The sequence below is a fragment of the Streptomyces sp. NPDC031466 genome, assembly GCF_055581265.1.
Map to the genome: position 1 here is coordinate 1 of NZ_JBVIJT010000012.1, position 14,124 is coordinate 14,124.

Annotated in this window: 12 protein-coding genes, 1 rRNA gene and 1 riboswitch; of the genes, 12 read left to right on the forward strand and 1 reads right to left on the reverse strand. The window is 69.5% G+C overall.

The genetic code is table 11. The features are described from left to right. From rrf to ACZ5GP_RS27890, 11 genes are all read left to right on the forward strand, one after another. Positions 1-94 (forward strand): 5S ribosomal RNA (gene rrf, locus ACZ5GP_RS27840); the annotation flags it as partial. Between the two features lie 157 nt (positions 95-251). After that, a complete protein-coding gene (locus tag ACZ5GP_RS27845) occupies positions 252-860 on the forward strand; it encodes a CDP-alcohol phosphatidyltransferase family protein (protein ID WP_468753438.1) in 609 nt (202 codons plus the stop codon). Positions 861-972: 112 nt separating this feature from the next. Next, positions 973-3,468, forward strand: a complete 2,496-nt coding sequence (locus ACZ5GP_RS27850) for a sugar phosphate nucleotidyltransferase (protein ID WP_468753439.1) — start codon at positions 973-975, stop codon at positions 3,466-3,468. Positions 3,469-3,556: 88 nt separating this feature from the next. Then, positions 3,557-4,456 carry a DUF881 domain-containing protein gene (locus ACZ5GP_RS27855; protein ID WP_468753440.1) on the forward strand — a complete coding sequence of 300 codons (900 nt, stop codon included), beginning with the start codon at positions 3,557-3,559 and terminating at the stop codon, positions 4,454-4,456. Next, on the forward strand, positions 4,453-4,785 hold the full coding sequence (locus ACZ5GP_RS27860) for a small basic family protein (protein ID WP_030794354.1): 333 nt from the start codon (positions 4,453-4,455) through the stop codon (positions 4,783-4,785). Before ACZ5GP_RS27855 ends, ACZ5GP_RS27860 begins: the two co-directional genes overlap by 4 nt. Positions 4,786-4,790: 5 nt before the next feature. Continuing rightward, entirely contained in the window at positions 4,791-5,618 is an 828-nt protein-coding gene (locus tag ACZ5GP_RS27865) for a DUF881 domain-containing protein (RefSeq protein WP_468753706.1), read from the forward strand. A gap of 82 nt (positions 5,619-5,700) precedes the next feature. Further along, entirely contained in the window at positions 5,701-6,669 is a 969-nt protein-coding gene (locus ACZ5GP_RS27870; protein WP_468753707.1) for an FHA domain-containing protein, read from the forward strand. 47 nt (positions 6,670-6,716) lie between these two features. After that, positions 6,717-7,460 carry a transcriptional regulator FtsR gene (gene ftsR, locus ACZ5GP_RS27875; protein WP_468753441.1) on the forward strand — a complete coding sequence of 248 codons (744 nt, stop codon included), beginning with the start codon at positions 6,717-6,719 and terminating at the stop codon, positions 7,458-7,460. A gap of 96 nt (positions 7,461-7,556) precedes the next feature. Further along, the gene (locus ACZ5GP_RS27880; RefSeq protein ID WP_030794342.1) at positions 7,557-8,030 is read left to right on the forward strand and encodes a bifunctional nuclease family protein; all 474 of its coding nucleotides are present in this window, start codon (positions 7,557-7,559) and stop codon (positions 8,028-8,030) included. A gap of 169 nt (positions 8,031-8,199) precedes the next feature. Continuing rightward, complete coding sequence (locus ACZ5GP_RS27885) at positions 8,200-8,811, forward strand: MerR family transcriptional regulator (RefSeq protein ID WP_468753442.1); 612 nt, start codon at positions 8,200-8,202, stop codon at positions 8,809-8,811. A gap of 45 nt (positions 8,812-8,856) precedes the next feature. Beyond that, the gene (locus tag ACZ5GP_RS27890) at positions 8,857-10,296 is read left to right on the forward strand and encodes a DNA polymerase IV (protein ID WP_468753443.1); all 1,440 of its coding nucleotides are present in this window, start codon (positions 8,857-8,859) and stop codon (positions 10,294-10,296) included. 11 nt (positions 10,297-10,307) lie between these two features. On the opposite strand, the gene ACZ5GP_RS27895 is transcribed toward ACZ5GP_RS27890, so the two are convergent. Further along, positions 10,308-10,685, reverse strand: coding sequence for a PRC-barrel domain-containing protein (locus tag ACZ5GP_RS27895; protein WP_468753444.1), 378 nt, complete (start codon positions 10,683-10,685; stop codon positions 10,308-10,310). 143 nt (positions 10,686-10,828) lie between these two features. After that, a riboswitch (glycine riboswitch) is annotated at positions 10,829-10,928 on the forward strand. A gap of 195 nt (positions 10,929-11,123) precedes the next feature. Here ACZ5GP_RS27895 and gcvP point away from each other — a divergent pair. Further along, positions 11,124-14,012 carry an aminomethyl-transferring glycine dehydrogenase gene (gcvP, locus tag ACZ5GP_RS27900; protein WP_468753445.1) on the forward strand — a complete coding sequence of 963 codons (2,889 nt, stop codon included), beginning with the start codon at positions 11,124-11,126 and terminating at the stop codon, positions 14,010-14,012. Positions 14,013-14,124 lie beyond the last annotated feature (112 nt).

Genomic DNA, 14,124 nt, shown 5'->3' on the forward strand with positions numbered 1-14,124 from the left:
AACGCCCGGTTACATTCCGAACCCGGAAGCTAAGCCTCACAGCGCCGATGGTACTGCAGGGGGGACCCTGTGGGAGAGTAGGACGCCGCCGAACTCCTTTTAATAGCCGTGGTTCCTGGAACTGATTCCAGGAACCACGGCTTTTTTGTTTTTCGGCCACGGTGGTGCCGCCACCCCTCCGCGCCCTCGTACCGCGGCTGAGGGTAAGGTCAGGGAGTATCATTGGCTCTTTTCCCCCAGGAGGCCCCCGGGTGGAGGTCCAGGAGACGCGCGTCCAGACGGACCGCGTCCTCACCATCCCGAACATCCTCAGCATGGCGCGCCTCGCCGGCGTGCCCCTCTTCCTGTGGTTGATCCTCAGGCCGGAGTTCGGGGGGCCCAACAGCGACGGGTGGGCCCTGCTGGTGCTGGCGTTGAGCGGCGTCAGCGACTACCTCGACGGGAAGCTCGCGCGCCGCTGGAACCAGATCAGCAGCCTCGGCAGGCTGCTTGATCCCGCGGCGGACCGGCTCTACATCCTCTCGACGCTCGCCGGCCTCACGTGGCGCGAGATTCTCCCGCTGTGGCTGACCGCGGTGCTCCTGCTGCGCGAGCTGGTCCTGCTGGTGATGGTCTGGATCCTGCGGCGCCACGGCTATCCCCCGCCGCAGGTGAACTTCCTGGGCAAGGCCGCGACCTTCAACCTGATGTACGCCTTTCCACTACTGCTCCTGAGCGATGGAAGCGGCTGGCTCGCTACTCTCGCTGCTATTTTCGGATGGGCGTTCGCCGGATGGGGTACAACGCTGTATTGGTGGGCAGGGATCCTGTATGTGGTTCAGGTCCGCCGACTTGTCAAGGTGGACAACACGGCCGATTGAGCCTGCCGATTCGGTGGCTGTAGTGGCGCCGCCGGCCCGTACCTGACAAATGCGGGCCCTACACGGTGGGCTGAGTCGGCCAGGTCGTCGTCTTAGGGAGGACGTTTCCGACATGAAGGCCGTCGTAATGGCCGGCGGCGAAGGCACCCGCCTTCGCCCCATGACCTCAAGCATGCCCAAGCCGCTCCTGCCCGTGGCCAACAGGCCGATCATGGAGCATGTGCTGCGCCTGCTCAAGAGGCATGGTCTGACCGAGACCGTAGTAACAGTGCAGTTCTTGGCCTCGCTCGTCAAGAACTACTTCGGCGACGGCGAAGAGCTCGGGATGGAGCTCACCTATGCCAACGAGGAGAAGCCGCTCGGCACAGCCGGCAGCGTGAAGAACGCCGAGGAAGCGTTGAAGGACGACGCGTTCCTCGTGATCTCCGGTGACGCGCTGACCGACTTCGACCTCACCGAGCTGATTAACTTCCACAAGGAAAAGGGCGCGCTCGTCACCGTCTGTCTGACGCGCGTACCCAACCCCCTGGAATTCGGCATCACCATCGTCGATGAGGAGGGCAAGGTCGAGCGCTTCCTCGAGAAGCCGACCTGGGGCCAGGTCTTCTCCGACACGGTGAACACGGGCATCTACGTGATGGAGCCCGAGGTCTTCGACTACGTCGACCCCGATGTGCCGGTCGACTGGTCCGGTGACGTCTTCCCGCAGCTCATGAAGGAAGGCAAGCCCATCTACGGCTACGTCGCCGAGGGCTACTGGGAGGACGTCGGCACCCACGAGAGTTACGGCAAGGCCCAGGCCGACGTCCTGGAGGGCAAGGTCGACGTCGAGCTGGACGGCTTCGAGATCTCGCCCGGCGTCTGGGTCGCCGAGGGTGCCGAGGTGCACCCGGACGCCGTGCTGCGCGGGCCGCTGTACATCGGGGACTACGCCAAGGTCGAGGCCAACGCCGAGATCCGCGAGCACACCGTGATCGGCTCGAACGTCGTGGTCAAGGAGGGCGCCTTCCTGCACAGGGCCGTGGTCCACGACAACGTCTACATCGGACAGCACAGCAATCTGCGCGGCTGTGTCGTCGGAAAGAACACCGACATCATGCGGGCCGCCCGCATCGAGGACGGCGCCGTCATCGGCGACGAGTGCCTCGTCGGCGAAGAATCGATCATCCAGGGCAACGTCCGGGTGTATCCCTTCAAGACGATCGAGGCGGGCGCGTTCGTCAATACCTCCGTCATCTGGGAGTCCCGGGGCCAGGCACACCTGTTCGGCGCCCGAGGGGTGTCCGGCATCCTGAACGTCGAGATCACCCCTGAGCTGGCCGTGCGCCTCGCGGGTGCGTATGCGACGACCCTGAAGAAGGGCTCGACCGTCACCACCGCGCGTGACCACTCACGTGGCGCCCGGGCGCTCAAGCGGGCCGTGATCTCGGCGCTGCAGGCCAGCGCCATCGACGTACGCGACCTGGAGAACGTGCCGCTCCCCGTGGCGCGGCAGCAGACCGCCCGGGGCAGCGCCGGCGGCATCATGATCCGCACCACGACCGGAGTCCCGGACTCCGTCGACATCATGTTCTTCGACGAGCAGGGCGCCGACCTCTCCCAGGGGAGCCAGCGCAAGCTGGACCGGGTGTACGCACGTCAGGAGTACCGCCGGGCCTTCCCCGGTGAGATCGGCGACCTGCACTTCCCGTCGAGCGTCTTCGACTCGTACACCGGGTCGCTGCTGCGCAACGTCGACACCACGGGCATCGCCGAGTCGGGCCTGAAGGTCGTCGTCGACGCCTCCAACGGAAGCGCCGGGCTCGTGCTGCCCAGTCTCCTCGGAAAGCTCGGGGTGGACGCGCTGACGATCAACCCGGGTCTCGACGAGTCGCGGCCCACGGAGAGCGCCGACACGCGCCGAGCCGGTCTCATGCGGCTCGGTGAGATCGTCGCCTCGGCGCGGGCCGCCTTCGGTGTGCGCTTCGACCCGGTCGGCGAGCGGCTGTCGCTGGTGGACGAGAAGGGCCGGATCGTCGAGGACGACCGGGCCCTGCTGGTCATGCTCGACCTGGTGGCCGCCGAGCGGCGCAGCGGGCGGGTCGCGCTGCCCGTGACCACGACCCGCATCGCGGAACAGGTCGCCGCCTACCACGGCACCCAGGTCGACTGGACGACCACGTCGCCGGACGACCTGACGCGCGTCGGGCGCGGCGAGTCGACGATCTTCGGCGGGGACGGGCGCGGCGGATTCATCGTGCCGGAGTTCAGCGGTGTGTTCGACGGGACGGCCGCCTTCGTGCGGCTCATCGGGCTCGTGGCGCGCACCCAGCTCACCCTGAGCCAGATCGACGCGCGCATCCCGCGTGCCCACGTGCTGCGGCGCGACCTGGCGACGCCGTGGGCCGTCAAGGGGCTCGTGATGCGCAGTGTGGTGGAGGCGGCCGGGGACCGGTCCGTGGACACCACCGACGGCGTCCGGGTCGTGGAGGCCGACGGGCGCTGGGTGCTGGTGCTGCCGGACCCGGCCGAGGCCGTCACCCATCTGTGGGCCGAGGGCCCCGACGACGCGTCCGCCCAGGCCCTGCTCGACGAGTGGGCCACGGTGGTGGACAGCGCCGGCCGCTGACCGCGTCGGCCTGCCGGGCGGTACCGCAACAGGTGCCGCCCGGCACGCCGGTGGGGCCATTCGGAGGTAGCGCCCGCGACGTGCGACGATGTGCGGCATGCCGCAGCAGCCCCCCGTTCGGAGCACCCCCTTTCGCCCCAGGCGCCCGGACGCGTCCATGTCGCTGCTCACCACCGTCATGGACCACAGCCTGGACGAGGGGTACGCGGAGGCCGCGGCCAGAAGAGAAGCCCAGGGCAGCAGCGGTGTCCCTCGGCCCCTGCGGGCCAAACTGGGTCTCGCCGCGGGGCTGGTGCTCGCCGCGCTGGTCGTCACCGTCGGGGCCGCGCAGGCACGTATAGCGGCTCCGGTGCTCGCCAAGGAGCGCGAGGAACTCATCGACCGTGTCGAGGACGCGACGGCGGGCGCCGACACGCTCGAGGACGACGTGGACGAACTCCGCGACGACGTGGGCGAGCGGCAGCGGGCCGCGCTGAAGAAGCACGGCGGCAGCCAGGGCGAGTTGGTCGGTCTCCTCTCCGGCGCCACGAAGGTGACCGGGCCCGGCGTGAAACTCGTGGTGAACGACAAGAAGCAGGCCGACCAGGGCGGTGGCGGGCCCCGGGAGAGCGCCGGGTTCTCCGACACCGGGCGGGTGCGCGACCGCGACATGCAGCGCGTCGTCAACGGCCTGTGGGAGTCCGGCGCCGAGGCGATCTCGATCAATGACCAGCGGCTCACCGCACTGTCGGCCGTCCGCGCCGCGGGTGACGCGATACTGGTCGACAACAGGCCGCTCGTGCCGCCGTATACGGTGCTCGCGGTGGGTCCCGGGCAACGCTTGAGCACCCGGTTCCAGAACAGCCGCGACGGTCAGTACCTGCATGCTCTGCAGGAGAACTTCGGCATCCGGACCAGTATTTCCGTGTCGGACGAGCTCCGGCTGCCGGCAGCGCCGAGTGTGACCGTACGTACAGCAGAGCCGAAGGCAGGAAAGGGCACATCGTGATCGCCGTACTGGGCCTCGTCGTGGGAGTCGTGGCCGGATTGCTGGTTCGGCCCGAGGTTCCGGCAGTGGTCGAGCCGTACCTTCCGATCGCCGTGGTCGCGGCTCTGGACGCCGTCTTCGGCGGGTTGCGCGCGATGCTCGACGGCATCTTCGACGACAAGGTCTTCGTGGTGTCGTTCCTGTCCAACGTGGTGGTGGCGGCGCTGATCGTGTTCCTGGGCGACAAGTTGGGCGTCGGTGCGCAGCTGTCCACAGGTGTCGTCGTCGTCCTCGGCATCCGGATCTTCTCCAACGCCGCCGCCATCCGTCGGCACATCTTCAGGGCGTGACGCCGATGAGTGCCGACGAGACGCCCGCGTACGACCGTCGCAAGGAACTGCCCCCCGAGGTCCCGGCGGAACCCGGGCCCGCCGCCGAGCCGGTGCGGCGGGAGCAGCCGCCCACCGGCCGTCAGCGGCTGGCGAAGGGCCTGTGGCCGCCCCGGGTGACCCGCCCCCAACTCATCGTCGCCCTGCTCCTGTTCGTGCTGGGCCTCGGCCTGGCCATCCAGGTGCGTTCGAACAACGACAGCAGCGCGCTGCGCGGCGCCCGGCAGGAAGATCTCGTACGCATCCTCGATGAACTGGATGACCGTACTCAGCGTCTGGAAGAGGAGAAGCGGCGTCTCGAGGAGCAGCGGACCGGGCTGGAGAACAGCTCGGACCAGGCGGAAGAGGCCCGCAAGCAGACAACCGAGCGGGAGAGGCAACTCGGTATTCTGGCGGGCACGGTGGCGGCCCAGGGGCCCGGCATCACGCTTGCCATCGGGGACAAGAAGGGGGCGATCGAGGCGGACATGCTTCTCGACGCCATTCAGGAGCTGCGCGCCGCGGGCGCCGAGGCGATCCAGATCAATGACGTGCGCGTGGTGGCCAGCACTCATCTGTCGGACGCCGGCCGCGGTGGCGTGCGTGTGGACGGCCGCAAGGTCGGTAGGCCGTACCTCTTCAAGGTGATCGGCAAGCCCCAGGATCTGGAACCTGCGCTGAACATCCCGGGCGGCGTGGTGCAGACTCTGGAGAAGGAGCAGGCCACGGTCACCGTGACACGCTCGGAGAAGATCATTGTGAGTGCCTTGCGACCCGCGAAGCGGCCTGACTACGCTCGGTCGTCCTCCCCGTGAGCGGCGGGAGCATGAGGGCCGCGGGTCAAGGGCATGAGGTTGCGGGGGGTCGGCGCACCAGAAGCGTGGTGCGTGGTGGAAACTGTTTGGTGGATACGGACGTTGTGAGGATGTCTGGTTCACCGATGGATGTCGGTGTGTGCAATCAGGGTTCGTCCTGCCCCACGGGCGGGTCTGTTTCGGTCAAGGGGAATCGCCCGTGAAGTTGTTTGCGAAGTTGTTCGGCAAGAGCGCACGTGAGGACAGCGGCAATCCCGCCACTGCCCGGCACCGTGCCCCGCGTCATGGGGACGCGGAGGGACAGGGGGCCGAGCGCCCCATGTTCCGGGACCAGGTGGCTGGTCCAGGGGGTGACAATCCGGGCGGACAGGGCGCGTCGTCCGTTGACCCTGCCGGTCCCGGCCGCATAGGTTTCGGAGACCGGTCGACCTCGGGTTCGGGTGGAGGGTTCGCCTCCGGCCCGCACGCATCGAACGCCCCCGCGGGGCAGCCGCGGCAGGAGGACCCGTCCATGGCCCTGGTGTGTACGAGGTGCGGGAACCGCAACGCCGAGGCGAGCCGGTTCTGCTCCAACTGCGGTGCGCCGCTGCGAGCCGGAGCGGCTCCGGAGCGTGCGTCCGAGACGACCTCGACGATCTCCATCTCCGGTCTCGAGGCCTACGACGCCGAGGTGACGGGGCAGACGCCGTCGCCGGCGCTCTCCCCGGAGGCGCAGGCCGCCGTCGACGCCCTGCCGCTCGGCTCGGCGCTCCTGGTGGTGCGCCGCGGGCCGAACTCGGGCAGTCGTTTCCTGCTCGACGGCGAACTGACCACGGCGGGTCGTCACCCGCAGAGCGACATCTTCCTCGACGACGTGACAGTGTCGCGTCGCCACGTGGAGTTCCGTCGCCTTCAGGACGGTTCCTTCACCGTCGCCGACGTGGGCAGCCTCAACGGCACGTACGTCAACCGGGAGCGCATCGATTCCGTGGCGCTGTCGAACGGCGACGAGGTGCAGATCGGTAAGTACCGGCTGGTCTTCTACGCCAGCCAGCGGAGCGTCGGCATCTGACCCACCCCCCGGGCCTCGTCCGGGGGCCACCCCCCCATGGAAGGTCCATGCTTCACACACCGAGTGGTGGTGCCGGCACCGGCACCACCGTCGCGGACCGTCGGCTGATGAGCATCGGCACCGTGCTGAACCAGCTGCGTGAGGAATTTCCCGAGGTCACGATCTCCAAGATCCGCTTCTTGGAGTCCGAGGGCCTCATCGAGCCGCAGCGCACGCCGTCCGGCTATCGCAAGTTCAGCCCGGAAGACGTCGAGCGGCTCGGTCATGTGCTGAGGATGCAGCGGGACCACTACCTGCCGCTGAAGGTCATCCGTGAGCACCTCGAAGCACTGGAGCGCGGCGAGAGGGCCCCGCTGCCCTCTCTGGGCCGTCAGCGGGGCGCAGAAGGCGCCGGGGGCCCCGAGGAGGCCGAGAGGCCGACAGCGGCCCGTGTGGGCCGTGCCGAGCTGCTGGCCGTCGCCGAGGTGGACGAGCGGCAGCTCGACGAGTGGGAGACGTACGGCCTGGTCGTACGCCTGCCGGACGGTGGTTACGACGCGGAGGCCGTCACGGTCGCCTCGCTCGTCGTGGAACTCGGCAGGTTCGGCATCGAGCCACGCCATCTGCGGGCCATGAAGGCCGCCGCGGACCGGGAGGCCGGGCTCGTCGAGCAGGTCGTCGCTCCGCTGCGGCGGCACCGCAATCCCCAGACCAGGACCCACGCGGAAGCCCGTACCAAAGAGCTGGCGAGCCTCACGGGGAAGCTGCATTCGGCTCTTGTGCAGAGCGCCCTCGGCGTCAGACTGCCCTGAAATACGGGCTCGCGCGGGGCGGGCGGACCGTCCCCGGCCGGTACTCGACGGCTGCCCGACTACCCAAACCTGCCGGCCACGTCCTAGGGTTGCTGTGTGAACGAGCTCGACGTCGTAGGTGTCCGGGTCGAAATGCCCTCCAACCAGCCGATCGTGCTCCTGCGTGAAGTGGGAGGCGACCGGTACCTCCCCATCTGGATCGGACCAGGTGAGGCAACCGCCATCGCCTTCGCGCAGCAGGGCATGGCACCCGCACGACCGCTGACGCACGACCTGTTCAAGGACGTGCTGGAGGCGGTGGGCCAGGAGCTCTCCGAAGTGCGCATCACGGACCTGCGGGAAGGGGTCTTCTACGCCGAGCTGGTCTTCGCCAGCGGCGTGGAGGTGAGCGCGCGGCCCTCCGACGCCATAGCGCTCGCACTGCGCACCGGCACGCCCATCTACGGGAGCGACGGCGTCCTGGACGACGCCGGCATCGCGATCCCGGACGAGCAGGAGGACGAGGTGGAGAAGTTCCGCGAGTTCCTCGACCAGATCTCGCCCGAGGACTTCGGCACCAACAGTCAGTGAGCCGCTCTCAGCGGCTCACTTCGGCCCATTCGGCTAGCCTTTCCCCGCGGCGGGGCACGCGAAACCACTCTCAGGGTGATTATCACTCGGCGTGGCGAGTGTGGCGATCGTTGACGAGCCCCTGGTGACTGCCTACCGTCGAGAAGGCAGGTCAAGGACGGAGGTCGGCGTGAGAAGCAGCGGCGACGGTACGGCGGTGGACGGTCCGTACCCGTTTCACAGCGCGGCCGATCACTCTCCGAAACCGATGGCGGTCCAGGGGAGCGGGGACGCGACGGTCGAGAATTCCGAGCAGATCGGGTATCGCGGTCCGACCGCGTGCGCGGCCGCGGGCATCACTTACCGCCAGCTCGACTACTGGGCCCGGACGGGCCTGGTCGAGCCCAGCGTGCGCGCCGCCGGGGGGTCCGGTACCCAACGGCTCTACAGCTTCCGGGACGTCGTCGTCCTGAAGGTGGTCAAACGGTTCCTCGACACCGGGGTATCGCTGCAGAACATCCGGACGACGGTGCAGCATCTGCGGGAGCGTGGCTTCCGTGATCTGGAGCGGATGACGCTGATGAGCGATGGGGCGACGGTGTACGAGTGCACGTCGCCCGGTGAGGTCCACGAGCTGCTCCAGGGCGGCCAGGGCATCTTCGGGATCGCCGTGGGCGTCGTGTGGCGCGACGTCGAGGCCGCACTGTCCCAGCTGCACGGGGAGCGGATCGACACGGGGGAGACGCTCGTCGGGCACAACCCCGCCGACGAGCTGGCCAGACGGCGCAACCGGGCGGTCTGAGCCCGCGGCGGGGCATTGTCAGTGGCGTAGGGCAGCATCGGAGATGTGAGAAGCGCGCCGACGATTCTGCATCTGGACATGGATGCCTTCTACGCGTCCGCCGAGCAGGCCGCGAAGCCGAGTCTGCGCGGGAAGGCCGTCGTGGTCGGCGGGCTCGGGCCGCGCGGCGTGGTGGCCACCGCTTCCTACGAGGCGCGGCGGTTCGGTGTGCACTCGGCGATGCCGATGGGGCAGGCGCGCCGGCTGGCGCCGAACGCCGCCTATCTCGTGCCGCGCTTCGGGCTGTACCGGGAGATCAGCGAGCAGGTGATGGGGCTGCTGCGCGAGCTGTCGCCGCTGGTGGAACCACTCAGCCTGGACGAGGCCTTCGTGGATCTGGAGGCGGGTGGCGTCGCCGATGACGAGAGCTCGGCCAGGGCGGTGGGCGAGCGGCTGCGGGCGGACATCAGAGCGGTGACCGGCCTGACCGGTTCGGTGGGCCTCGCCGCGTCCAAGATGCTGGCGAAGATCGCCTCCGAGGAGGCCAAGCCGGACGGCCTGGTGCTGATAGCCCCGGGCACGGAGCGGGCGCTGCTGGGGCCGATGTCGGTGCGCACGTTGCCCGGCGTGGGGCCTGCCACCGGCGACCACCTGCGGCGGGCCGGGATCACCACGGTCGAGGAGATCGCGGAGGCGGGGGAGGACGAGCTGGTGCGGCTGCTCGGGAAGTCACACGGCGTCTCGCTGTACGCCATGGCCCTGGCGCGCGACGAGCGGCCCGTGGTCGCCGAGCGGGACACCAAGTCGGTCAGTGTCGAGGACACGTACGACGTGGACATCCACGACCGGGTCCGCGTCAGGGGAGAAGTGGCCCGGCTCGCCGACCGGTGCGTGCAGCGGCTGCGGGCGGCGGGGCACTCGGGGCGGACCATCGTGCTGAAGGTGCGGCGCTTCGACTTCTCGACGCTGACCCGGTCCGAGACGCTGCGGGGACCCACCGACGACCCCGCAGTGGTGCGGGAGGCCGCGGCGCGGCTGCTGGAGTCCGTGGACACCACGGGCGGGGTGCGGTTGCTCGGGGTAGGGGTCACGGGGCTCGCGGACTACACGCAGGAGGACCTCTTCGCCCAGGCACAGGCGCAGGCGCTGGCAGCGGAGGCGGAGGTTTCGGCGACGGAGGGTTCAGCGGGTGATCCGCCGGCAGGGGAGGCGGTGCCGGGGGCTCCTTCGCGACCGGCTGACGGTGAGGACGCGCAGGAGACGGTGGCGCCCGCGGAGCGGCGGTGGGTGGCCGGGCACGACGTGCGGCACACCGAGTACGGCTACGGATGGGTCCAGGGCAGCGGGCTCGGCCGGGTGACCGTGCGTTTCGAGACACCCGGGTCGGCGCCGGGGCGGGTGCGGACGTTCCGGACGGATGATCCGGAGTTGCGCCCCGCGGAGCCTTTGCCGCTGGTCGGAGCGGGCTCCTGCGGGGAGGAGGTGGGAGCGGTGGAGACGGGGTGAGACTCGGCGCCTCAGGTGGGGTCCGAGCCCGCGATGTGCCCGAAGTCGTGGTCGGGGGGTGGCGGGTGGGGGAGCGTGGTGTCCAGGCCGTAGTGGTGGTAGAGCTGGAGCTCCTGGGCGGGGGAGAGATGGCGGCCCACGCCGAAGTCCGGGGCGTCCTTGATCAGGTCGCGGTCGAACGGGATGCGCAGGGTGCCGTCGTCGACCAGTTCGCTCGGCTCCAGGGGGACGAAGGCGTCGCGGCTGAAGAGGCCCGTGCGTATGGCCGCCCACTCCGGTTCGCCGGTGGCGTCGTCGAGATAGATCTCGTCGATCGTGCCGATCTTGGCCCCGCTGCGGTCGAACGCCTTGCGGCCGATCAGATTCCGCGGATCGATGTCGGTCTGCACGGGCCCTCCAGCTGTCGCGGGGTCTGAGATGTGGGCATTACTCATCTTTGTCCGCTCGTACTCACTACGAAAGAGCACTTCGGGGCGGGCGGCCACTCGAGGGAACGCCTGTGACCCTCGCTGGTAGGCTGACGAACGGCTGCTGACCCCGTGCGGGAGAGCTCTCCGGGTCACGATCGCCGGAGGCGCCGAAGGAGCAAATCCTCCCCGGAATCTCTCAGGCACCTGTACCGCACGGACGAGGTCACTCTGGAAAGCAGGGCGGGCGTACGGGCGGGCACGTCCCAAACCCTTCCTCACCGACGGTGAAAGCCGGGACGGTGCCTTCACGGGCGCGCCCCGGTGAAGCTCTCAGGTTGAGATGACAGAGGGGGAGGCCGTCCGGGTACCCGCGCCGTGGTACCCCTCGTAGGTCGCGCAGACCAGGAGGCCTCCGCAATGACTGCCACCAATCGCATCCCCCTCTCCGAACTCGAACAGGGCATCCCCTTCGAGCAGCGGCACATAGGGCCCGATGCGGAAGCGCGGGCGAAGATGCTCGCCCAGGTCGGGTACGGCTCGCTCGACGAGCTGACGGCCGCCGCGGTGCCGGATGTGATCAAGAACGCCGAGGCGCTGAAGCTGCCAGGTGCCCGCACCGAGGCCGAGGTCCTCGCCGAGCTGCGCTCCCTCGCGGACCGGAACCAGGTGCTCGACTCCATGATCGGACTCGGGTACTACGGCACCTTCACGCCGCCCGTGATCCTGCGGAACGTGATGGAGAACCCCGCCTGGTACACCGCGTACACGCCGTACCAGCCGGAGATCTCCCAGGGCCGGCTGGAGGCGCTGCTGAACTTCCAGACCATGGTCGCCGAGCTGACCGGCCTGCCCACCTCCGGGGCCTCGCTGCTCGACGAGGGCACGGCCGCCGCCGAGGCCATGGCCCTGTCCCGGCGCATGGGCAAGGTCAAGGACGGCGTGTTCCTCGTCGACGCGGACACCCTGCCGCAGACCATCGCCGTCATCAGGACCCGCGCCGAGCCCACCGGCGTCGAGATCGTCGTCACCGATCTGAGCACCGGCATCCCGGCCGAGGTCGCCGAGCGCGGTGTGGTCGGCGTACTGGTGCAGTACCCGGGCGCCTCCGGTGTCGTCCGCGACATCAAGCCGCTGATCGACGAGGCGCACGAGCTCGGTGCCGTCGTCACCGTCGCCGCCGACCTGCTCGCTCTGACGCTGCTCACCTCGCCCGGTGAGCTGGGCGCGGACATCGCGGTCGGGACGACGCAGCGCTTCGGTGTGCCGATGGGATTCGGCGGCCCGCACGCCGGTTACATGGCGGTGCGCGAGAAGTTCGCCCGCAGCCTGCCCGGGCGGCTCGTCGGCGTCTCCGTCGACGCCGACGGCAACAAGGCGTACCGGCTGGCGCTGCAGACCCGCGAGCAGCACATCCGCCGCGAGAAGGCCACCAGCAACATCTGTACCGCTCAGGTGCTGCTCGCGGTCATGGCCGGGATGTACGCGGTCTACCACGGCCCGGACGGGCTGAAGTCCATCGCGCGGCGCACCCACCGCTACGCGACGCTTCTCGCCGCCGGCCTGAAGGAGGGTGGGGTCGAGGTCGTCCACGGCGCGTACTTCGACACGCTGACCGTACGCGTGCCCGGCCAGGCCGAGCACTTCGTCACGGCCGCCCGTGAGAGCGGCGTCAACATCCACCGCGTCGACGCCGACCATGTCTCGCTCGCCTGCGACGAGACCACCACGCGTCGGCAACTGGCCGCGGTCTGGAGCGCCTTCGGCGTGGAGGCCGACGTCGACGCGCTGGACGCCACCGTCTCGGACACGCTCCCCCAGGGCCTGCTGCGCAGCGACGAGTACCTCACGCACCCGGTCTTCCACCAGTACCGCTCCGAGACCTCGATGCTGCGCTACCTGCGCAAGCTGGCCGACCGCGACTACGCGCTCGACCGCGGCATGATCCCGCTGGGCTCCTGCACCATGAAGCTCAACGCGACCACCGAGATGGAGCCGGTCACCTGGCCCGAGTTCGGGCAGCTGCACCCCTTCGCGCCCGCCCAGCAGGCGCAGGGCTACCTCACGCTCATCCGCGAGCTGGAGGAGCGCCTCGCCGAGGTGACCGGGTACGACAAGGTCTCGCTCCAGCCCAACGCCGGGTCGCAGGGCGAGCTGGCGGGCCTGCTCGCCGTCCGCGGCTACCACCGGGCCAACGGCGACGACCAGCGCACCATCTGCCTCATCCCGTCCTCCGCGCACGGCACGAACGCGGCGAGCGCCGTGATGGCCGGCATGAAGGTCGTCGTCGTGAAGACCGCCGACGACGGTGAGATCGACGCCGACGACCTGCGCGCGAAGATCGACAAGCACCGCGACGAGCTGGCCGTGCTCATGATCACGTACCCCTCGACGCACGGGGTGTTCGAGGAGCACGTCGCCGACATCTGCGCGGAGGTGCACGAGGCCGGCGGCCAGGTGTACGTCGACGGCGCGAACCTGAACGCGCTGGTGGGTCTCGCCAAGCCGGGGCACTTCGGCGGCGACGTCTCGCACCTGAACCTGCACAAGACTTTCTGCATCCCGCACGGCGGCGGCGGTCCCGGGGTGGGCCCGGTCGGTGTGCGCGAGCACCTCGCGCCGTATCTGCCGAACCACCCCCTGCAGCCCGCCGCGGGCCCGAAGACCGGTGTGGGCCCGATCTCCGCCGCGCCGTGGGGCTCCGCCGGAATCCTGCCGATCTCCTGGTCGTACGTGCGTCTCATGGGCGGCGAGGGGCTCAAGCGCGCCACCCAGGTCGCGGTGCTCTCCGCGAACTACATCGCCAAGCGCCTGGAGCCGCACTACCCGGTGCTCTACACGGGCCCCGCCGGGCTCGTCGCGCACGAGTGCATCATCGACCTGCGGCCGATCAGCAAGGCGACGGGCGTCAGCGTCGACGACATCGCCAAGCGGCTCATCGACTACGGCTTCCACGCGCCGACCATGTCGTTCCCGGTCGCGGGGACGCTGATGATCGAGCCGACGGAGAGCGAGGACCTCGCCGAGATCGACCGGTTCTGCGACGCGATGATCGCCATTCGCCGGGAGATCGAGAAGGTGGGTTCCGGCGAGTGGGCCGCCGACGACAACCCGCTGCGGAACGCGCCGCACACCGCGGCGGCTCTCGGCGGTGAGTGGGAGCACGGTTACAGCCGTGCGGAGGCCGTCTTCCCTGCCGGTGTCGTCGCGTCCGACAAGTACTGGCCGCCGGTCCGCCGTATCGACCAGGCGTACGGCGACCGGAACCTCGTCTGCTCCTGCCCGCCGCTGGATGCTTACGAGGACTGATGACGGGGCCCGGGTGACGGGCATGCGTCGGGGCCGGTGCGGAGAGTTCTCTCCGGGCCGGCCCCTCGGTCTTTCGGCGTGCTGTGTGCCGTGTGTGCTGTGTGTGCTGGTC